At 66.2% G+C, this 20,772-nt stretch carries 13 protein-coding genes and 3 rRNA genes; 8 read left to right on the top strand and 8 right to left on the bottom strand.

The window, feature by feature from the left end:
* Positions 1-68: 68 nt before the first annotated feature.
* Genes ATC03_RS18685 through ATC03_RS18695 form a run of 3 tightly spaced genes read left to right on the top strand, consistent with a single transcriptional unit; the run spans position 69 to position 1,454 of the window.
* Positions 69-410, top strand: coding sequence for an ArsR/SmtB family transcription factor (locus ATC03_RS18685; RefSeq protein WP_067880491.1), 342 nt, complete (start codon positions 69-71; stop codon positions 408-410).
* On the top strand, positions 403-876 hold the full coding sequence (locus tag ATC03_RS18690) for an SRPBCC family protein (RefSeq protein ID WP_067880494.1): 474 nt from the start codon (positions 403-405) through the stop codon (positions 874-876). Before ATC03_RS18685 ends, ATC03_RS18690 begins: the two co-directional genes overlap by 8 nt.
* Entirely contained in the window at positions 876-1,454 is a 579-nt protein-coding gene (locus tag ATC03_RS18695) for a dihydrofolate reductase family protein (RefSeq protein WP_067880496.1), read from the top strand. The genes ATC03_RS18690 and ATC03_RS18695 overlap by 1 nt, the downstream gene beginning before the upstream one ends.
* Here ATC03_RS18695 and ATC03_RS18700 read toward each other — a convergent pair.
* Positions 1,439-2,857 (bottom strand): MFS transporter, encoded by a 1,419-nt coding sequence (locus ATC03_RS18700; protein ID WP_067882601.1) that lies wholly within the window; start codon positions 2,855-2,857, stop codon positions 1,439-1,441. The genes ATC03_RS18695 and ATC03_RS18700 overlap by 16 nt on opposite strands.
* A gap of 257 nt (positions 2,858-3,114) precedes the next feature.
* Here ATC03_RS18700 and ATC03_RS18705 point away from each other — a divergent pair, with 257 nt between their 5' ends.
* The 4 genes from ATC03_RS18705 to ATC03_RS18720 all read left to right on the top strand — a co-directional run bounded on the left by ATC03_RS18705 (position 3,115) and on the right by ATC03_RS18720 (position 8,430).
* Positions 3,115-3,999: an ABC transporter ATP-binding protein gene (locus tag ATC03_RS18705; RefSeq protein WP_067880499.1), complete on the top strand. Its 885-nt coding sequence runs from the start codon at positions 3,115-3,117 to the stop codon at positions 3,997-3,999.
* Positions 3,996-5,099 (top strand): ABC transporter permease, encoded by a 1,104-nt coding sequence (locus tag ATC03_RS18710; protein WP_067880502.1) that lies wholly within the window; start codon positions 3,996-3,998, stop codon positions 5,097-5,099. The genes ATC03_RS18705 and ATC03_RS18710 overlap by 4 nt, the downstream gene beginning before the upstream one ends.
* Positions 5,100-5,405: 306 nt before the next feature.
* Positions 5,406-7,220: an alkaline phosphatase family protein gene (locus ATC03_RS18715; RefSeq protein WP_067880505.1), complete on the top strand. Its 1,815-nt coding sequence runs from the start codon at positions 5,406-5,408 to the stop codon at positions 7,218-7,220.
* A gap of 124 nt (positions 7,221-7,344) precedes the next feature.
* Positions 7,345-8,430, top strand: a complete 1,086-nt coding sequence (locus ATC03_RS18720) for a threonine aldolase family protein (RefSeq protein ID WP_067880508.1) — start codon at positions 7,345-7,347, stop codon at positions 8,428-8,430.
* A 22-nt stretch (positions 8,431-8,452) separates the two neighbouring features.
* Here the strand turns inward: ATC03_RS18720 and ATC03_RS18725 are convergent, their stop codons facing one another.
* The 6 genes from ATC03_RS18725 to ATC03_RS18750 form a co-directional block, all read right to left on the bottom strand.
* On the bottom strand, positions 8,453-9,775 hold the full coding sequence (locus tag ATC03_RS18725; RefSeq protein ID WP_067880511.1) for a flavin monoamine oxidase family protein: 1,323 nt from the start codon (positions 9,773-9,775) through the stop codon (positions 8,453-8,455).
* A 64-nt stretch (positions 9,776-9,839) separates the two neighbouring features.
* Positions 9,840-11,351: an APC family permease gene (locus ATC03_RS18730; RefSeq protein WP_067880514.1), complete on the bottom strand. Its 1,512-nt coding sequence runs from the start codon at positions 11,349-11,351 to the stop codon at positions 9,840-9,842.
* A 180-nt stretch (positions 11,352-11,531) separates the two neighbouring features.
* A complete protein-coding gene (locus tag ATC03_RS18735; RefSeq protein WP_067880517.1) occupies positions 11,532-12,086 on the bottom strand; it encodes a TetR/AcrR family transcriptional regulator in 555 nt (184 codons plus the stop codon).
* A gap of 172 nt (positions 12,087-12,258) precedes the next feature.
* Positions 12,259-12,375: ribosomal RNA gene (gene rrf / locus ATC03_RS18740) — 5S ribosomal RNA — on the bottom strand.
* Positions 12,376-12,616: 241 nt separating this feature from the next.
* Positions 12,617-15,722, bottom strand: a 23S ribosomal RNA gene (locus ATC03_RS18745).
* A gap of 468 nt (positions 15,723-16,190) precedes the next feature.
* A 16S ribosomal RNA gene (locus tag ATC03_RS18750) occupies positions 16,191-17,722 on the bottom strand.
* Together the 16S, 23S and 5S rRNA genes form the textbook arrangement of a ribosomal RNA operon.
* 696 nt (positions 17,723-18,418) lie before the next feature.
* On the opposite strand from ATC03_RS18750, the gene ATC03_RS18755 reads away from it, so the two are divergent.
* On the top strand, positions 18,419-19,009 hold the full coding sequence (locus ATC03_RS18755; RefSeq protein ID WP_067880520.1) for a nitroreductase family protein: 591 nt from the start codon (positions 18,419-18,421) through the stop codon (positions 19,007-19,009).
* 178 nt (positions 19,010-19,187) lie between these two features.
* Here ATC03_RS18755 and ATC03_RS19900 read toward each other — a convergent pair whose 3' ends face one another.
* A complete protein-coding gene (locus tag ATC03_RS19900; protein ID WP_074401103.1) occupies positions 19,188-20,735 on the bottom strand; it encodes an MFS transporter in 1,548 nt (515 codons plus the stop codon).
* Positions 20,736-20,772 lie beyond the last annotated feature (37 nt).

Consider the following 20,772-nt stretch of genomic DNA (forward strand, 5'->3'; position numbering starts at 1 on the left):
GCAGCCCTTGACGCCCGGACACCGACCGCTTACATTTAAGCACTTCATTAATTAAGGAGTCGCTTACATTGGCGGATGCGCACGACGAGCTCAGCGTGGTGTTCCAGGCGTTGGCCGACCCGACGCGGCGCGGAATCCTCTCGCGCCTGCGCGAGGGACCGACGACCGTCGGAGACCTGGCCGAGCCGTTCGCGATCAGTCGCCCCGCGATCTCGCAGCACCTCAAGGTGCTCGAGCGGGCCGGCCTCATCGAGCGCACCGCGAACGCCCAGTGGCGCACCTGCACGCTCCGCACCGAACCGCTCGACGAGGCATCCGCCTGGGTCGACCGGCATCGCGGCGAATGGAACGAGCGCTTCGACCTGCTGAGCGAACGACTCCGAGCATTGAAAGGACAGACGGATGCCTGAGCAGACCGCCACCGGATCGAAGCAGTTCACCATCACCCGCGTCTTCGACGCCCCGCGCGAGGTCGTCTGGAACGCATGGACCGACCCCGACGAAGCCGCCATCTGGTGGCACCCACGTGGCATCGAGACCCCGCGGGATTCCGTCGTGATCGACGCCCGCCCCGGCGGGAGCTACCGCTACACGATGATCGCGCCCGACGGCACCGAGTACCCGACCTTCGGCGTCTACCGCGAGATCACGCCGCCGTCGCGACTCGTCTTCACGTGGGGGTCCCCCGGCGACCCCGATGATCTCGTGCCGGTCATCAGCATCGACCTCGCCGTGCACGGCGAGGCGGGGGAGCAGACCCTGATGACGTTCCACGTCCAGGGCGTGGAGGGTGCGGCCGGTGACGAGTACGTCTACGACGGGTGGGACTCCGCGTTCGACCTGCTCGTCGAACGCCTCGACTCCGAGGTGCAGTGATGGGTCGCCTCATCGTCGAGCAGGTCGTCACGGTCGACGGGTACGCCGCTGACCCCGACGGCGGCATCGACTTCTTCGAGGCACTCGTGCGCCCGGGCGCCGACGGCGAGGTCGACTTCAACGACGCCGAGCAGCTCGCCTACGTCCGACAGGCCGATGCGATCCTCTTCGGCGCGACCACCTACCGGATGTTCGCCGACTACTGGCCGGGGGTCGACCCCGAGGTCGAGCACGTCGCCGAGCTCATCGACCGGCTGCCCAAGTTCGTGGTCTCGAACACGCTGGCCGCGGCTCCGTGGGGCGACGGCGAGATCGAGATCCTCCGCGGCGACGGCGTCGATGCGGCCACCGCGCTCGTGCAGCGATTCGAGACCGTGATCGTCTGGGGAAGCCTCACCCTCACCGATGCCCTGCTCACCGCCGGGCTCGTCGACGAGCTGCACCTTCGCGTCGTGCCCGTGCTCCTCGGCGGCGGACGCTCGTTCACACCGGTCGCGATCGGCGACCGCGCCCTCGAGTTCGTCCACGCCGAACCGCGGCCGGGCGGCGTCGTGAACCTGACCTACGCGTTGCGCTGAGGCGCATCGGCATCGGCGTCGGCGTCAGCAACGGGGTCGGCGTCAGCAACGGGGTCGGCGTCGGCGCTTGCGACAGCACTGGCGTCGGCCGCCGCCGGCACCGACGTCTCGCCACCCTCGTACTCCGCCGAGAGCAGGCGATACGAGCGCGTCGTGAATGCGGCGAGCGCGAGCACGACCATGGCGAGCCCCGAGATCAGGAACACGAGCGCGATGCCCCTGGCCTCGCCGTCGCCGAGGAGCCAGCCCCACGCCTGCTGACCGGCATCCGTCTTCATGTAGGGGATGATGATGAACTCGGCGATGGGGGCGATGAGGAACGCGGTGATCGGGGCCGCCGCCGATTCGACCGCGGCCGCGAACCCGAAGACGCGCCCTTGGCGGGTGAACGGCACGACCTTCTGGATCACGGTCTGCTCGGCCGCCTCGACGGCCGGGATGAGCGTCATGTAGAGCCAGATTCCGACGCCGTAGAGCACCCACCACTCGCGGATCGTGAAGAGCGCGCCGAGCACGCCCATGGCGACGACGAGCAGCAGCATCGTGCGGATCGGGTTCTTGCCGAGGCCGAACTTCGCGATGATGAGTCCGCCGATGACGAATCCGGTGGCCGAGACGCCGAGCACGATGCCCCAGATCTCGACCGGGAAGAGGGTGAGGCCGTACGGGTCCATCAGCGCCATGTAGACGCCGCCGATGAGGTTGTTGAACGTCGAGAAGATGATCAGGGCGAATAGCCCGGGCGCCGCCCGCACCGCGGCGATGCTGCCCTTGAGGTCGATGGTCGAGGCGCGTTCGCCCTCGGCCGGCACGGGCTGCGCCTCAGGGACCTTCAGGAACAGCAGGTGCGCGAGTGCCACGAGGGTGAGCACGATCGCGATGACGAGGGTCCAGCCCATGCCGAGCAGGCCGATCGCGAGGCCGCTGAACACGCTCGTGACGATGAAGGCGAGTCCCTGCACGGTGCCGACGAGGCCGTTGGCGTTCGCGTGCCGTTCGACCGGCACCAGCAGCGTGACCGTCGTCGAGAGGGCGATGTTGCGCATGTGCTCGACGACCGCGCCGAGCAGGATGATGCCCGAGAACGCCCAGAACCACGGGCCGCCGAGGTCGAGGAGCGCCGACTCGGGCTGCAGCAGGTACAGCACCCCGGCGATGACGAAGGCCGCGAGCGTGATGACGCTCGAGAGGATCATCACCTGCAGCTTGCGATGCCGGTCGACGATCGAGCCGAACAGCATCGCGAAGAACGCGATGAGCAGCATGTAGGCGCCGCCGATGATGCCCGTCGCGAGCACCGAGCGGGTCTCGAGGTAGACCCAGAACGTGAGTGCGAACCAGAGGAAGCTCGTGGTGACGTTGGCGATCGCGGTGTTCACGAGCACCTGCATGAACGTGCGCATGCCGTTGGGCGGCGGAACCACCTCTGGCTGCGTCTGGACCTGCTCCGGCTCGCTCACCCTGCGAGGCTAGCCAGCACCGCCGACATCCGGAACCCCCGACGCACGTCGCCGCCGTCCTGAGTCCGCCGGCCTGCGTCCGCCGACCCGAGCGCACTGACGACGACCTCCCCCGCGCGGCGGAGCGCCCTCCGTGTCGCCCGCCCAGAACCACCCGCACGACGGATGCCGCGGCCCCGCGGCATCCGTACGGTGAAGCCATGCTCGAACTCCACGACATCACCAAGCGCTACGGCGAGCGCCTCGCCCTCGATCACGTGAGCTTCGCCGTCGGCGATGGCCGACTCACCGGATTCGTCGGCGGCAACGGCGCCGGCAAGACCACGACCATGCGGATCATCCTCGGCGTGCTCGCGTCCGACGGCGGAACCGTCACGCTCGACGGTGCACCCGTCGGCGCGACCGACCGCCGCCGCTTCGGCTACATGCCCGAGGAACGCGGCCTCTACCCCAAGATGAAGGTGCTCGAACAGACCGTCTACCTGGCCCGCCTGCACGGCTGGGCTCCCGCCGCCGCCAGGGCCAACGCGCTCGAACTCCTCGAGCGGCTCGGCCTCGGCGAGCGCACCGACGACACCATCGAGTCGCTCTCGCTCGGCAACCAGCAGCGCGCGCAGATCGCCGCGGCCCTGGTGCACCGCCCCGAGATGCTCGTGCTCGACGAGCCGTTCTCCGGCCTCGACCCCATGGCGGTCGAGACCGTGCAGAGCGTGCTCGCGGATGTCGCGGCCACCGGCACCCCCGTGCTGTTCTCGTCGCACCAGCTCGACATCGTCGAGCGCCTCTGCGACGACCTCGTGATCATCGCCGGAGGCCGCATCGCGGCATCCGGAACCGGTGATGCCCTGCGCGCCCAGCACGGCACCGAACGCTGGGAGCTGCTCGTCGCGGGCGACGCCGGGTGGCTGCGCCAGCAGCCCGGCATCCGCGTCATCGAATTCGACGGGGGTTGGGCCGTGTTCGAGGCCGAGACGGATGCCGCGCGCGAGGCCGCCCTCGCCGAAGCCGTCGCCCGTGGCGGACTCGTCAGTTTCTCGCGCGAGCGCACCTCGCTCGCCCAGATCTTCAAGGAGGTCGTGCGATGAGCACCACCCTCGACCGCCCCGCGACCCCGCGATTCGTCGACAGCGTCGGCCTCATCGCCGGCCGCGAGATCACGATGCGGCTGCGCAGCAAGACGTTCCTCATCTCGACGGGCGTGCTCATGCTCGCGGTGCTCGCCTCGGTCGTGCTCGGCAGCCTGTTCGGCGGCCAGTCCGACGCGCCCAAGGTGGCCGTGGTCGCCGGCGCCTCGTCGGCGGTCGACGGCAACGCCGCGCTCGACGTCGTGTCGGTCGACGACCAGGCTGCCGGCGAGCAGTTGCTGCGCGACGGCGAGGTCGATGCGATCGTGGTGCCCGCAGCATCCGACCCGCTGGGCGTCACCGTGATCGGACTCGACCAGACGCCGTCCGACGTCGTGCAGGCCCTCGCCGTGTACCCGAGCGTCGAACTGCTCGAGCCCGCCGCGGTCGACCCCGGCCTCGCCTACCTCGTGGCCTTCGGCTTCGGCATCGTCTTCTTCATGTCGGCGATCACGTTCGGCTCGACGATCGCCCAGTCCGTCGTGGAAGAGAAGCAGACGCGCGTCGTCGAGATCCTGCTCTCGACCGTGTCGGCGCGTGCGCTGCTCACCGGAAAGGTCATCGGCAACAGCGTCCTCGCGTTCGGCCAGATCCTCGCGATCGCGGTGATCGCCCTGCTCGGGCTCATGCTGACGGGGCAGCGGGTGCTGCTCGGCGGCCTCGGCGCCTCCGTGATCTGGTTCGTGGTGTTCTTCGCGGTCGGGTTCGTGATGCTCGCGGCCCTCTTCGCGGCGACCGCGGCCATGGTCTCGCGCGCCGAGGACATGGGCTCGGTGACCACGCCCGTGACGATGCTCATCATGCTGCCGTACTTCCTCATCATCTTCTTCAACGACAACCCCACCGTGCTCGCGATCATGAGCTACGTGCCGTTCTCGGCGCCGGTCGGCATGCCGATGCGGGTGTTCCTCGGCACGGCCGAGTGGTGGGAACCGTTCGTGTCGCTCGCGATCCTGATCGCCACGACCGTGCTCGCGGTCCTCATCGGCGAGCGCATCTACCGCAACTCGCTGCTGAAGACCGGCCCCCGCGTCAAGCTCGGCGAGGCGCTGCGCGGCTGAGCGCACTGGAGCACGAGCAGAGCGAGCGGATGCCGCGGGCGGGAGCCCGCGGCATCCGTGCGTCTGGCCGGCGCGCGGTCCGTCGACCCGGCGCACGGCAGGTTGTATCGACACCCGATCCCGCCACGGGCAGCCTGTTCACGTGACTTTCACCGGACCATGGGCGGGTCGCGGGCGGTCCGCGTGAACCGGCGGCGAACATGTCTCGACAACTTCCGGATCCCGGTGCCGGGCGATCGCGCCTGACCAAGACTGGGCTCGCGGCGGCATCCGTCGCCGCGACACCCACCGGAAGGCCCACCTTTCATGCCATCGCCGAACCGCGCGATCCGCGCCGTCTCGACCACGTTCCTCGCCGCCGCCCTCGTCGCGGCGCCCATCTGCGCGCAGGCCGCCTCGGCCGCCTCGGCCGCCCCCGTCGCCGCTGCCGCCGACGGTTCCCGCACCGCGAAGACCCTCGTCGTCGGCATCGACGGCGCGAGCTTCGACTTCCTCGAGCCGGCCGAGATGCCGAACCTCGTCGCCCTCCGCGCCGCGGGCCTGACCGCGACGAGCAACCTCTACGCGCAGCCCATGGCCGGCACCATCTCGGGCGCGGGCTGGTCGACGATCGCCACGGGCGTGTGGCCCGACAAGCACCGAGTTCCCGACAACAACTTCAGCAACCCGAACTACGGCGAGTACCCCGATTACCTCACGCGCATCGAGACCGCGAAGCCCGAGCGCTCGACGCTCGTCGTCGGAACCTGGGGGCCGATCCCCGGCACCATCTTCGGTCCGAAGGTCGACCAGCGCATCGCCGGAGGCAACGACGTGGGCACCACCGCGAGGACCGTGGCGGCCCTCTCCACCGGCAACCCCGACGACGTGTTCGTGCATCTCGACGAGGTCGACGGCGCCGGGCACTCGGTCGGCACCAACGGCGCCGCCTACGGCGCGGCGCTGAAGCGCGCCGACGCCCAGCTCGGCGAGATCCTCGCCGCGGTCGAGGCCCGCCCCACCCGCGCCGCCGAGGACTGGACGATCATCGTCACGGCCGACCACGGCCACACGCCGACCGGCGGACACGGCGGCAACACGCCCGCCGAGCGCAAGGTCTTCGTCATCGCGGCAGGCCCCGGCATCGCCGCGGGTTCGGTGCGCAACGACGTCAAGGTCGCGGACATCGCGCCGACCGTGCTCGCCGCCGACGGCATCGCCGCCGACGCCGCCTGGAAGCTCGACGGCACTGCGCTCGGCGCCCTGAAAGCCGACGACTTCGACGCGCTACGCCCCGTGCTGCAGGGCAAGGTCGACGAGACCCGCCCCGCCGCGGGCACGCTCGGCTGGACGCACACGACGCCCGAGGGCTGGAGCATCGACAACTCGAAGATGCCCGCAGGCGGCGTCACCGAGTGGGCCGGCTGGTCGTTCGCGACCGACGAGTTCTGGACGAACGTCGAGCTCGGCCAGCGCCGCGAGACGAGCGTTCGCAGCCGCGACGTCTTCGCCGTGGCCGACTCCGACGAGTGGGACGATAAGTCGCACACCGCCGGCCAGTTCGACTCGACGCTCGTGAGCCCGGCTTACGCGCTCACCGGGGCCGCGACGGCGACGCTCGCGTACGCGACGAACTACTTCATCGACGGCCCGCAGTCGGCCGAGGTCTCGGTGAGCTTCGACGGCGGAGCGCCGCAGTCGCTGAAGGCGTACTCGGCCAACACCAACACGAACGAGCGGCTCACCTTCGACGTGCCCGCCGGCGCTCGCACGGCCCAGTTCCGCTTCCACTACACCGGCACCAACAGCGCCTTCTGGACCGTCGACCGCGTCGCGTTCGAGCAGGCTCCCGCGCCGGTCGCACCCGACACGACGAAGCCCGTCGCGACGGTCAAGACGGGCACCGGCGAGACCGTCGGGGCCGACGGCACCTACGACAAGGTCAGCTTCAAGCTCTTCGACGCCGGCAAGGTCGACAAGGTCGAGCTGAACGGCGTGGTCAAGGACCTGTCGAACAACGTCTGGTCGGACCTCAACTTCGTGAAGCCGGGCACGTTCGGCGCGGTCGCGGGGCAGAACACGCTGATCGTCTCCGATGTCGCCGGCAACACCTCCACGGTGGTCTTCACCCTCCTGGGCTGATCATGGCGAGCGGATGCCCCGGGGCCGGTGCCCCGGGGCATCCGTGCGTCTGCGAGGCCGCACGCGCAGGTTCCCCGCGCCGAACGTCAGGAAGCGCTCGGGTCGTCGGTGGCAGGATGGACCGGTGAGCCTCGAGAACAGCCCCCTGCATGACACCACCATTCGTGGTTTCGCCTCCGACAACTACTCCGGCGTGCACCCCGAGGTGCTCGCCGCGATCACTGCCGCGAACGGCGGCCACCAGATCGCCTACGGCGAGGACGCCTACACCGAGCGACTCCAGCAGGTCTTCGCCCAGCACTTCGGCGAAGGCGTCGAGGCCTTCCCGGTGTTCAACGGAACGGGCGCGAACGTCACCGGCCTGCAGTCGATGCTGCCCCGATGGGGCGCCGTGATCTCGGCGAAGACCGCGCACATCAACTCCGACGAGGGCGGTGCGCCCGAGCGCGTGGGCGGCATCAAGCTGCTCACCGTCATCGCGCCCGACGGCAAGCTCACCCCCGAGCTCATCGACGAAGAGGCGTGGGGCTGGGGCGACGAGCACCGCGCACAGCCGCTCGTCGTCTCGATCACGCAGACCTCCGAGCTCGGCACGCTCTACACGCCCGACGAGGTGCGCGCGATCGCCGACCACGCGCACGAGCACGGCATGCTGCTCCACATGGACGGCGCACGCCTCTCCAACGCCGCCGCCTCGCTCGGCCTGCCGCTGCGCGCCTTCACGCGCGACGCCGGCGTCGACGTGCTGAGCTTCGGCGGCACCAAGAACGGCGCGCTCGGCGCCGAGGCCATCGTGGTGCTCAACCCCGCGGCATCCGAGGGCCTCAAGTACCTCCGCAAGCTCAACATGCAGCTCGCCTCGAAGATGCGCTTCGTCTCGGCGCAGCTGATCGCCCTGCTCGAGGGCGATCTCTGGCTCGAGAGCGCCTCGCACGCCAACGCCATGGCCCGCCGCCTGCGCGACGCGCTCGACGCCGGCATCGCCGCGGGCGAGCTGCCCGGCCTCGGGTTCAGCCAGGCCACCCAGTCGAACGGCGTGTTCGCGGTGCTCCCCCTCGGTGTCGCCGACCGCCTGCGCGACCGCGGCTTCAAGTTCTACGACTGGGATGCCGCGAAGGGCGAGGTGCGCTGGATGTGCTCGTTCGACACGAGCGAGGCCGACATCGACGCGTTCGTCGCCGGCATCCGCGAGGAGCTCACCCGGGCCTAACGGCCAGGCCCGGGCGTCTCCGTCAGTTCGGCTCGGCGACGCGCTCGATCGGGATCGCGACGCCGAGGATCCGCTCCGCCGCGCGGAGCCCCGAGAGCAGCGCGCCGTGCACCGTCGCGGGGTCCGTGCTCCACGTCGCCTCTCCGGCGAGATGCAGCACGCCCCCGACCGGCGTGGACATCGTGTCGTGGTCGTCGTGCGAAGCGCCGCGGGCGACGTAGGAGTACGACCCGAGGCTGAACGGGTCGGCGCCCCAGCGGGTGATCCAGTACCCGCTCGGCTCGGGAACCGCGTCGCCGTAGTTGCGCCGGAGCGCCTCGAGCACCGAGGCGACGATCTCGTCGTCGTCCATCGCCTCGATGCTGCGCGCCCACTCGCCGCCCGCGAACGTGAGCAGCATCGGCGTGCCGCTGACGGCGGACACGTCGTACCAGGAGTGCCACGGAACCCCCTGAGGCCCGAGCTGACGGATCGCGTAGGCGTCCTCCTGCCAGAAGCGCTCGGGGAACTGCAGGAACACCTTGTCGAACGTGCCCATGCCGAGCCGTTCGATGGGCCCGGCCGCCGTCTCCGGAAGCGGGGGGTCGAAGGCGATCGCGCCGGACTTGAGCACGCCGAGCGGCACCGTGACGATGACCTGCGCCGCCTCGAAGGTCTCATCGTTCGTGACGACTCGAACTCCGGATGCCGACCACGTCACCGCCGTGACCTGCTGCCCGAGTCGGATGTCGAGGCCGCCCGCCAGCCCGGTCGCGAGCGCGTCGTAGCCGCCCGGGAACACGACCTCGTCGCCGTCGATCGCATCCTCGTCGAGCCCGTGGGCGTCGACGTCCTCGTTGTCTGCGCCGCACTGCTCCTCGGTGCGATGGCGGTAGAAGCCGCGCACCCGCTCCGTGCGCACGGCGTCCCAGCCGAGCTCCGCGAGTGCGCGCTCGGCGACGTCGGCGTAGCTCGCGCCGTGCTCGGTCTCGGTCACCACGGCCGCGAGTCGCTCGTCGGCGGCCGCGACATCCGCGACCCACCGCTCGGTCGCGACCGCGTCGAGCTCGGCGTGCGACTCGTCGTAGTTCGCGATCGGGCGCCCGCCCGCCTGGAAGCTGCCGACGGTGAACTCGGCGCTCTCCATGCCGAATGCCTCGACGAGGTCGGTGAGCGGATTGCCGTCGAGGCCGTGGATCCACGATGCGCCGCGGTCCACGCTGAAGCCCGATGAACGGTCGGTCCAGGTCCGACCGCCGATGCGGTCGCGCGCCTCGACGACGACGACGCGCCGGCCCGCCGCGTGGAGCAGTCGGGCCGCAGTGAGGCCGGCGATGCCGGCCCCGACGATGACGGTGTCGAACATGGGATTCGGTCCTTCGGATCGGAGGCGAGGGTGGGATCGAGGAGGCGCGTCGGCGCCCGCGCGCTCACTCGGGCGCGAGCACCTCGGTGTCGCGGTTGAGCGAACGCTTCTCGAAGTAGTCCCGGGAGTTCGGGAACAGCGCCCACACGAACATCAGCACGACACCGAGCACGAGCGAGCCGACGCCGATGAGGAACGCGCTGCCGATGCCGCCCAGCTGGGAGTACCCGTAGTCGGGGTTCGCCATGTCGATGGCCGACTGCACGAACGCCCAGGTCATGAACACGCCACCGAGCAGCGGGAACACGAACCGGTAGAAGGCGTTGCGCCAGCTGTCGAAGAGGTTGCGGCGGAAGTACCAGATGCACGCGAAGCTCGCGATGCCGTAGAAGAACGCGATGGCGAGGCCGATCGAGAGCACCGAGTCGGCGAGCACGCTCGTCGAGACGAAGTTCATGCCGGCGTAGTAGATGATGGCGATGACGCCGATGAGCGTGGTCGAGAACGTCGGCGTCTTCGACACGTGGTGCACCTTGGCGAACCGGGCGGGCAGGGCCTTGTAGACGCCCATCGCGAACGTGCCGCGCGCGGTCGGCAGGATCGTCGTCTGCGACGACGAGAGCGCCGAGATCGCCACGGCGATCACGAGGAACCAGCCGAGCGGCCCCATCGCCATGCCGGCCAGCCCCGAGAACACGTCGTCGGCGTGCTCCTCGTTGGCCAGGCCCGTGCCCGTGTCGCCGAGTCCGGCGTACATCATCGCGACGACCGTGACGCCGACGTAGGTGATGAGCAGCACGAGCGTCGAGAGCGTCGCCGCACGCCCCGGTGTGCGGCGGGGATCCTTCGTCTCCTCGGTGAGTGCGAGGCAGGTGTCCCAGCCCCAGTAGATGAAGAGCGCGAGCAGGATCGCCTGCACCATGCCGGTGCCGTCGGCGAGGAACGGGTTGAACCAGTCGAGCGAGACCGGCGTCGGATCGGGCGCGTTGCCGCTGAAGTAGCCGATGAGGCAGCCGACGACGAACGCCGCCATCGCGAGGTACTGGATCGCGAGCAGCACCTGCTGCATCCGCTCGCCGATCTCGACGCCGCGCAGCGAGATCCAGGTCATGGCCGCGATGATGACGCAGCCGAAGGTCGTGACGATGAACCGGTTGTCCGAGAGCGAGCCGTCGCCGATCAGGCTGAGCAGGTAGACCGACGCGATCTCGGCGAGGTTCGCCATGACGAGCACGCCCGCGACCGCGATGCTCCAGCCGGCCATCCAACCGGTGCGCGGACCGAACGCCTTGGCGGCCCAGGTGAAGACGGTGCCGCAGTCGGGCACGTCGTTGTTGAGCTCCCGGTAGGCGAACGCCGTGAACAGCATCGGCACGAACGCGAGGATGAACGCCACGGGCGCCTGTGCGCCGACCGCGATGATCACGTAGCCGAGCGTGGCCGCGAGGGAGAAGAGCGGGGCCGTCGAGGCGATGCCGATGACCGTCGAGCCCCAGAGCCCGAGCTTGCCGATCGCCAGTCCCTTCGTCGGCGTCGGATCGGTGGATGCCGCGGCGCCAGCCGTTGGAGTGCTCATCAGATACCTTCTCGCCGTCGAGTGCGGTGCTTCTCGGGGAACTCCGGGAGCTGCTGTCGGAACACTCTAGCGCACCGACCGACTAGTCGGTCGGCCATCGGGACGAATGGCTGGGACGGAGGATCGCCACGCTGCGGCGACGCGAGGCATCGCCGCACGCCTGCACGGGCGGAGCCGGGATCAGTCCCGGGAGCCGCGGCCCTGCAGCCCCTCGAGCGTGCCGACGAGCGTGCCGACGTGGTCGGCCGTGAGCAGGTCGTCACCCTCAGGGCGGCTCATGAGCGTGTTGTAGTTCATGCCGTCGCCGGCGAAGAGCACGAGGCGGGCCAAGCCCGGATCGTTCGTCGCCGTCACGAGCACGTCGAGCCAGTCGTCTCGGCACGACCGAAGGACCTCGAGCGCGCCTTCGTCGCCGGTCTGGGCGATCCGGTATGCGGCGTCGAAGAGCCGCTCGAGCTCGCTGTCGCGGTCGAGCGACGAGGTGAGGTAGTAGCGGACCGCGCCCTCCGGCGTTTCCCGCATGAGTTCGGCGTCACGATGGGCTTGTGCGCGGAGCTCGACGAAGAGCGCGGAACGCAGCGCGCTCACCGACGAGAAGTGGTGCAGTGCACCGGACTTCGACAGGCCCGCTCGACGCGCCACGCTCTCGAGCGTCGCATCGCGGATGCCGCGCTCCACCAGGAGATCCGTGTAGGCGGTGAGCACTCGGGCGGCCGGCCCATGGACGGTGATCATCTGGCCATCGTACGAGGCACGGCGGCACGGCTGTGTCGCCCCGACGACGAAAGGCCGCCCATCGGGCGGCCTTCTGCGCATACGCACCAACCCGTGAACGTCGTGCTGTTCGGTGGTTGGTGTGTTAAATGCAGGAAGGCCACCCGTTGGGGTGGCCTTCCTGGTAATGGTTGTCCGGCGGTGTCCTACTCTCCCACAGGGTCCCCCCTGCAGTACCATCGGCGCTGCGAGTCTTAGCTTCCGGGTTCGGAATGTGTCCGGGCGTTTCCCTCGCGCTATGGCCGCCGAAACTCTTGCCACAACCGGCACCATCCCTGGGGGGTGGTGGGTGTGTAGTCTCGGTGAACCTCATCGGTGCGTGTGCTGGTGCCGGCCCGGTGGTCCGGGGGCGCCTGCTCAGGCACGATGGGTGTCGTGTGTTGAGTTGTGTGTTTGTGTTTCCGTCTGTTGGGAACCACAGAGTGGACGCGAGTCATCAGGCCACACACACGCCTTTTACGTGAATGAACACTTTCGTGTGTGTGTAGTGAGGTTTCAAGTTATCGGCTTATTAGTACCGGTCAGCTCCGACAGTCGTTAGTCCTGTCTTCCACATCCGGCCTATCAACCCAGTCGTCTGGCTGGGAGCCTCTCCCCCAATGGGGATGGAAATCTCATCTTGAGGCCGGCTTCCCGCTTAGATGCTTTCAGCGGTTATCCATCCCGAACGTAGCTAACCAGCGGTGCTCCTGGCGGAACAACTGGCACACCAGAGGTTCGTCCAACCCGGTCCTCTCGTACTAGGGTCAGATCCTCTCAAATTTCCTGCGCGCGCAGAGGATAGGGACCGAACTGTCTCACGACGTTCTAAACCCAGCTCGCGTACCGCTTTAATGGGCGAACAGCCCAACCCTTGGGACCTACTCCAGCCCCAGGATGCGACGAGCCGACATCGAGGTGCCAAACCATGCCGTCGATATGGACTCTTGGGCAAGATCAGCCTGTTATCCCCGAGGTACCTTTTATCCGTTGAGCGACAGCGCTTCCACAAGCCACTGCCGGATCACTAGTCCCGACTTTCGTCCCTGCTCGACCTGTCAGTCTCACAGTCAAGCTCCCTTGTGCACTTACACTCGCCACCTGATTGCCAACCAGGTTGAGGGAACCTTTGGGCGCCTCCGTTACTTTTTGGGAGGCAACCGCCCCAGTTAAACTACCCACCAGGCACTGTCCCTGAACCGGATCACGGTTCGAAGTTAGATATCCAGAGTGACCAGAGTGGTATTTCAACAATGACTCCACCAACACTAGCGTGCCAGCTTCACAGTCTCCCACCTATCCTACACAAGCCACACCGAACACCAATACCAAGCTGTAGTAAAGGTCACGGGGTCTTTCCGTCCTTCTGCGCGTAACGAGCATCTTTACTCGTACTGCAATTTCGCCGAGTTCGCGGTTGAGACAGCTGGGAAGTCGTTACGCCATTCGTGCAGGTCGGAACTTACCCGACAAGGAATTTCGCTACCTTAGGATGGTTATAGTTACCACCGCCGTTTACTGGGGCTTAAATTCTCAGCTTCGCCTTGCGGCTAACCGGTCCTCTTAACCTTCCAGCACCGGGCAGGCGTCAGTCCGTATACATCGTCTTGCGACTTGGCACGGACCTGTGTTTTTAGTAAACAGTCGCTTCCCACTGGTCTCTGCGGCCCTGCAGCGCTTCCCCAAGCAAGTTGGTTCACGCCTTAGGCCCCCCTTCTCCCGAAGTTACGGGGGCATTTTGCCGAGTTCCTTAACCACGATTCTCTCGATCTCCTTAGTATTCTCTACCTGACCACCTGAGTCGGTTTGGGGTACGGGCGGCTGGAACCTCGCGTCGATGCTTTTCTCGGCAGCATAGGATCACCCACTTTTTATCCGCATCGTGTCTCAGCCATCATGAGCGACGGATTTGCCTATCGCTCGGCCTACGCACTTGCCCCGGGTCAACCATCGCCCGGGTTGGGCTACCTTCCTGCGTCACACCTGTTAATACGCTCACTCCACCAGATGGGGTCGCATGCCGCCTCACGATCGTCCCCGAAGGGATCCACGCGTCTTGGGATGCTTAGCACTCCTGATTTCATGTGGGCGGTTCTTCGCCGGTACGGGAATATCAACCCGTTGTCCATCGACTACGCCTGTCGGCCTCGCCTTAGGTCCCGACTTACCCAGGGCAGATTAGCTTGACCCTGGAACCCTTGGTCTTCCGGAGGACGGGTTTCTCACCCGTCTTTCGCTACTCATGCCTGCATTCTCACTCGTGTGGCCTCCACGGCTGGTTTCCACCGCCGCTTCACTGCCCACACGACGCTCTCCTACCCATCAACACGGCTGGACCACGAAGGCCTACCTGTAATGTCAATGCCACAACTTCGGTGGCGTGCTTGAGCCCCGTTACATTGTCGGCGCGGAATCACTTGACCAGTGAGCTATTACGCACTCTTTCAAGGGTGGCTGCTTCTAAGCCAACCTCCTGGTTGTCTGTGCAACTCCACATCCTTTCCCACTTAGCACGCGCTTGGGGACCTTAGTTGGTGGTCTGGGTTGTTTCCCTCTCGACGATGAAGCTTATCCCCCACCGTCTCACTGCTGCGCTCTCACTTACCGGCATTCGGAGTTTGGCTGACGTCAGTAACCTTTTAGGGCCCATCGGCCATCCAGTAGCTCTACCTCCGGCAAGAAACACGCAACGCTGCACCTAAATGCATTTCGGAGAGAACCAGCTATCACGAAGTTTGATTGGCCTTTCACCCCTATCCACAGCTCATCCCCTCCATTTTCAACTGAAGTGGGTTCGGTCCTCCACGACGTCTTACCGTCGCTTCAACCTGGCCATGGATAGATCACTTCGCTTCGGGTCTAGGACCTGCGACTGAATCGCCCTATTCAGACTCGCTTTCGCTACGGCTGCCCCACACGGGTTAACCTCGCCACAGATCACTAACTCGCAGGCTCATTCTTCAAAAGGCACGCTGTCACACCTACAAGGGTGCTCCAACGGTTTGTAAGCAAACGGTTTCAGGTACTATTTCACTCCCCTCCCGGGGTACTTTTCACCTTTCCCTCACGGTACTTGTCCGCTATCGGTCATCTGGGAGTATTTAGGCTTATCAGGTGGTCCTGACAGATTCACGCGGGATTTCTCGGGCCCCGCGCTACTTGGGATACCTCTCCGGCCGGCCAGGCATTTCGACTACGGGACTCACACCCACTCCGGTCCGCCTTTCAATGCGGTTCGTCTATACCTGACGCGTCACCGTGACTGCACGGCAGTACAGTCCGAAAGGTCCCACAACCCCGACCATGCAACCCCTGCCGGGTATCACACATGGCTCGGTTTAGCCTCTTCCGCGTTCGCTCGCCACTACTTACGGAATCACGGTTGTTTTCTCTTCCTGTGGGTACTGAGATGTTTCACTTCCCCACGTTCCCTCTACCCGCCCTATATATTCAGGCGGGAGTCACCAGGTCACCCAAAGGGCCTGGCGGGGTTTCCCCATTCGGAAATCCTCGGATCACAGCTCGTTTATCAGCTCCCCGAGGCTTATCGCAGATTACGACGTCCTTCTTCGGCTCCAGATGCCAAGGCATCCACCGTTTGCTCTTAGAAACTTGAAATCACATGAGTTCGATCGAATTCGTATCCGACACCGAAGTGCCGGAGAAATTGACCAGTGAACACACCAAACAACACCCCGAAGGATGCCATTCAATGCGATTCACCTTTTGTGAAACAGGACAAAGTCCTGCTTCTAAGATGCTCGCGTCCACTATGTAGTTCTCAACAGACGGCCAGAACCCCCACACCCACCGAATCATCAACCATCGGCTTCGTGAAGGTCTGAAGAAACCATCACCCCCGACACCGAAGCATCAGAGTTTGTCCGGTCCCTCAGGACCCAACAGCGTGCAACATGCCCGACCCGCCGAACCCAGCCGTTCCAACCCCCGAAGAGGCGTACTAAACCAGACCCATTGGCCCGAGCATCTATGTTCAATGTTCCACCCATGAGCGACCAGCGAGCCACAAAGGACCCGATCCGGCCTGCACTGCAGAAACCCGAAAGCTTCTGAGTTGCTCCTTAGAAAGGAGGTGATCCAGCCGCACCTTCCGGTACGGCTACCTTGTTACGACTTAGTCCTAATCACCGATCCCACCTTCGACGGCTCCCTCCACAAGGGTTAGGCCACCGGCTTCGGGTGTTACCGACTTTCATGACTTGACGGGCGGTGTGTACAAGGCCCGGGAACGTATTCACCGCAGCGTTGCTGATCTGCGATTACTAGCGACTCCGACTTCATGAGGTCGAGTTGCAGACCTCAATCCGAACTGAGACCGGCTTTTTGGGATTCGCTCCGCCTTACGACATCGCAGCCCTTTGTACCGGCCATTGTAGCATGCGTGAAGCCCAAGACATAAGGGGCATGATGATTTGACGTCATCCCCACCTTCCTCCGAGTTGACCCCGGCAGTCTCACATGAGTTCCCACCATTACGTGCTGGCAACATGCGACGAGGGTTGCGCTCGTTGCGGGACTTAACCCAACATCTCACGACACGAGCTGACGACAACCATGCACCACCTGTAACCGAGTGTCCAAAGAGTTCCACATTTCTGCGGCGTTCTCGGTCATGTCAAGCCTTGGTAAGGTTCTTCGCGTTGCATCGAATTAATCCGCATGCTCCGCCGCTTGTGCGGGCCCCCGTCAATTCCTTTGAGTTTTAGCCTTGCGGCCGTACTCCCCAGGCGGGGCGCTTAATGCGTTAGCTACGACACGGAAACCGTGGAAAGGTCCCCACATCTAGCGCCCAACGTTTACGGCGTGGACTACCAGGGTATCTAATCCTGTTCGCTCCCCACGCTTTCGCTCCTCAGCGTCAGTTACGGCCCAGAGAACTGCCTTCGCCATCGGTGTTCCTCCTGATATCTGCGCATTCCACCGCTACACCAGGAATTCCATTCTCCCCTACCGCACTCTAGTCTGCCCGTACCCACTGCAGGCTGGAGGTTGAGCCTCCAGATTTCACAGCAGACGCGACAAACCGCCTACGAGCTCTTTACGCCCAATAATTCCGGACAACGCTCGGACCCTACGTATTACCGCGGCTGCTGGCACGTAGTTAGCCGGTCCTTTTTCTGCAAGTACCGTCAAGGAGCAAGCTCCCCTTCTTCCTTACTAAAAGCGGTTTACAACCCGAAGGCCGTCATCCCGCACGCGGCGTTGCTGCATCAGGCTTTCGCCCATTGTGCAATATTCCCCACTGCTGCCTCCCGTAGGAGTCTGGGCCGTGTCTCAGTCCCAGTGTGGCCGGTCACCCTCTCAGGCCGGCTACCCGTCGACGCCTTGGTGAGCCATTACCTCACCAACAAGCTGATAGGCCGCGAGTCCATCCCAGACCGAAAAAACTTTCCACCCCAAACCATGCGGTCCAGGGTCCTATCCGGTATTAGACGTCGTTTCCAACGCTTATCCCAGAGTCCAGGGCAGGTTACTCACGTGTTACTCACCCGTTCGCCACTAATCCCCCAGAGCAAGCTCCGGGTTCATCGTTCGACTTGCATGTGTTAAGCACGCCGCCAGCGTTCGTCCTGAGCCAGGATCAAACTCTCCAAAAAAAATGGTTCCCAACACCGAAGTGTCAGGGAGTTTGTTCACTGACAGAGAAACAACTGACTATAAAAATCAAATTGTCCATCAATCAAAGGAATCCCACCACCGAAGTGGATGGGGTTCAAAAAATTGGCATTGAACATAGTGCACGCTGTTGAGTTCTCAAGAACCAGACGCCAACAAAACAACCAACCCACCAACATGAGCAGCCATTCAGGGCAACCTGCCAAACATACCACCACCAGCCACACTCAAACCGGAAACCAGCTGAGAAGACGAGCAGAGGATGCACGGATCTAGGCTTGAAATCACCGAGTCGCAAACGCGCCTACGAGGTTATTTGGCTAGAACCGCCCACGACCATCCGGCCCGAAGACCCGACCGCCGCGGCGACATGGATAAACATACGCAACGACACCCCCGCCACACAAATCCCACACGCAGCCCGGGCGTGTCGCACGCCACGACCCGCGGCGTGCCCTGCGGACGCAGCCAGATCGACGGCGTCTCCTCGCGCTGCTGCCGGTTCCGGAGAGGTCGAAGGGAGCCGATCCGCTCGCCGCGCGAGCTGCGAGCTGTGAGCCGCGTGTCGGCATGTTTCGCGTTCGCTGTGATTTCGGAATACCCGCGGCGTCTATGCGTTGGAATGGAACGGGTCGACGGCGACCCGGCATGTTCCTCATCTTGAAAGCTGGTTCGCCATGACGCTCGTCACCGACCTCACCTCTCGCAGGGCCGACACGTCGGCCGCACTCATCGACCCGCTGGTCGACCGATGGAGCCCGCGCGCGTTCGACCCGAATGCCGTCGTCGACCCCGAATCCGTGCGCACCGTGCTCGAGGCCGCCCGCTGGGCGCCGTCGGCGAACAACTCCCAGCCGTGGCGCTTCATCGTGGCGCATCGCGGGACGCCGGCCTTCACCACCGTGCACGGGGCACTGGCCGGCTTCAACCAGGCCTGGGCCGACTCGGCCGCCGTGCTCGTCGTGAACATCGCCGAGGTGGCCGACGCCGAGGGCAAGCCGCGCCCGTGGGCGCGCTACGACCTCGGCCAGGCCGTCGCCCACCTCACGGTGCAGGCGCAGCACGAGGGCCTGCACACCCACCAGATGGGCGGCTTCGACGGGCCCGCGCTCCACGACGCCTTCGGCCTCGCCGACAACCTCGAGGTCGTCTCGATCACGACGATCGGCGTTCTGGGCGACGTCGACTCGCTGCCCGACGTGCTCCGAGAGCGCGAGATCGCCCCGCGCCAGCGCAAGACGCTCGACGAACTGGTGATCGGCGCGTAGTCACAGCACGCAGCACGCAGCAGTACCGGACGCCCCGTGGTTCGCCACGGGGCATCCGGCGTCTCCGGGGCGGTCGGCGCTCCCAACGCCGGTGGCGAGGTGCGTCCGTATCGAGGCGGCGAACTCGGGGGAGCGCATGGCGCGAGTGCACGCCCGAGGCGGGTCCGGGTGCCGAGGACTACGCGCGGACGAGCTCCACGGGGGTCGTCGGCGGCTCCTCGCGGGTCAGGACCGCGGGCGGCTCGGAGAGGTGCTGCGCGACATCGGTCGACGTGCTGAGTGCCACTTCCATCGACGGGTTGGGTGCGACATCCGTCGACGGGTCGGGTGCGACATCCGACGACGGACTGAATGCGACGTCGCGTGGGGCCTCCGTCGACGGATCGGATGCCGGAGCGAGCGGGGCTGCGGCGAGCGCCCGCTTGATGCGCCAGGCCGCGAACACCGCGATCAGGCTCACGAGGATGTGCATGCCGAGGAACACGTCGGTCAGGCCCGCGCCGAGCAGCACGCCGGCGACGAGCGGGCCCGCCGCCGAGAAGGCGGTCTGCAGTGCGGCGACGGTTCCGAGGGTCTGGCCGACCATGCCCTTCGGCGCGAGCTGCGCCGTGAGCGGGTTCAGCACGGGACTGTAGATCGTCTCGCCCACGGCGAAGATGCCGTAGGTCGTGACGAACAGCGCGGTCGCGATGCCGGGCGAGAACTGCGCCGCCGAGAGGATCAGCCACGACACCACCCAGATGCTGCCGACGCCCATGAGGAGCGCGGGGGCGCCGCGCTTGGCCGTCACCTTCACCACGATCACCTGCAGGGCCACGATGACGATGCAGTTCACGGCCGCGGCGATGCCGATGGCCGACGGGTCGATGTCGAGCACCGTGAGTCCGTAGGCGGGCAGTCCCGACTCGAACTGGGCGTAGAAGCCGAGAGCGAGGGCGATCGTGACGACGGCGGTCCAGCGCATCGCGGGCTGCGCGAAGATGACGCGCAGGGCGCCGCGCGGGCGAGCCGGGGAGTCGGACGTGCCGTCGCCGGGGCGTGGCGCGTCGCGATCCGGGTCGATCACGGCGATCGCCCCGGTCGCGGCGTCGAGGGCCGCGAAGGCACCGGTGCCGGTCGAGACGCCCTGGCCGGCGTCGGCCGCGCGTCGCGCGAGGGGAGTGCGAGCGCCTGCGCGCGACATCCGCCCGGCGAACGCGATGATCGCCGACGAGAGCACGAAGCCGCCCGCGGCCATGAGGAAGCCGATGTCGAGGCCGTCGGCGCGGTCGAGGTCGACGACGAGCCCGGCGAGGAACGCGCCGGCCGCCATGCCGAGCGCCTCGCCCGTGAACTTGTACGCGAAGATCTTGCGACGGTCGTCGAATGACGACCAGTTCAGCGCGAGCACCTGCTTGGCGGGAACCGCGGCCGAGAGGCCGAGCCCGAAGACGAGCATGCCCGCGAGGAAGAGTGCCGGGACGTCGGCGAACACGAGCGAGGCGACGCCCGCAGCGCCGAGCAGCTGGGCGAGCACCGCGACGCGCACGGGATCGAAGCGGTCGGCGAGGCGGCCTGCGAGCGGCGCGGCAGCAAGCGCGCCGATCGAGAAGAGCGACGACGCCCCCGCGGCGACGAGGGCGCCCCACTCGCGGGTGTCGGCCGCGTAGGCGTACTGGTACGGCAGCACGGCTCCCCAGCCGAGCGAGCCGATGGCGCTGGCGAGCACGAGCAGTTTCGCGCGCATCGAGGCGCCCTCCTCTCAGGGTTCGTTCGACGGGCGG

Source organism: Agromyces aureus (assembly GCF_001660485.1).
Taxonomy (GTDB): Bacteria; Actinomycetota; Actinomycetes; order Actinomycetales; family Microbacteriaceae; genus Agromyces; species Agromyces aureus.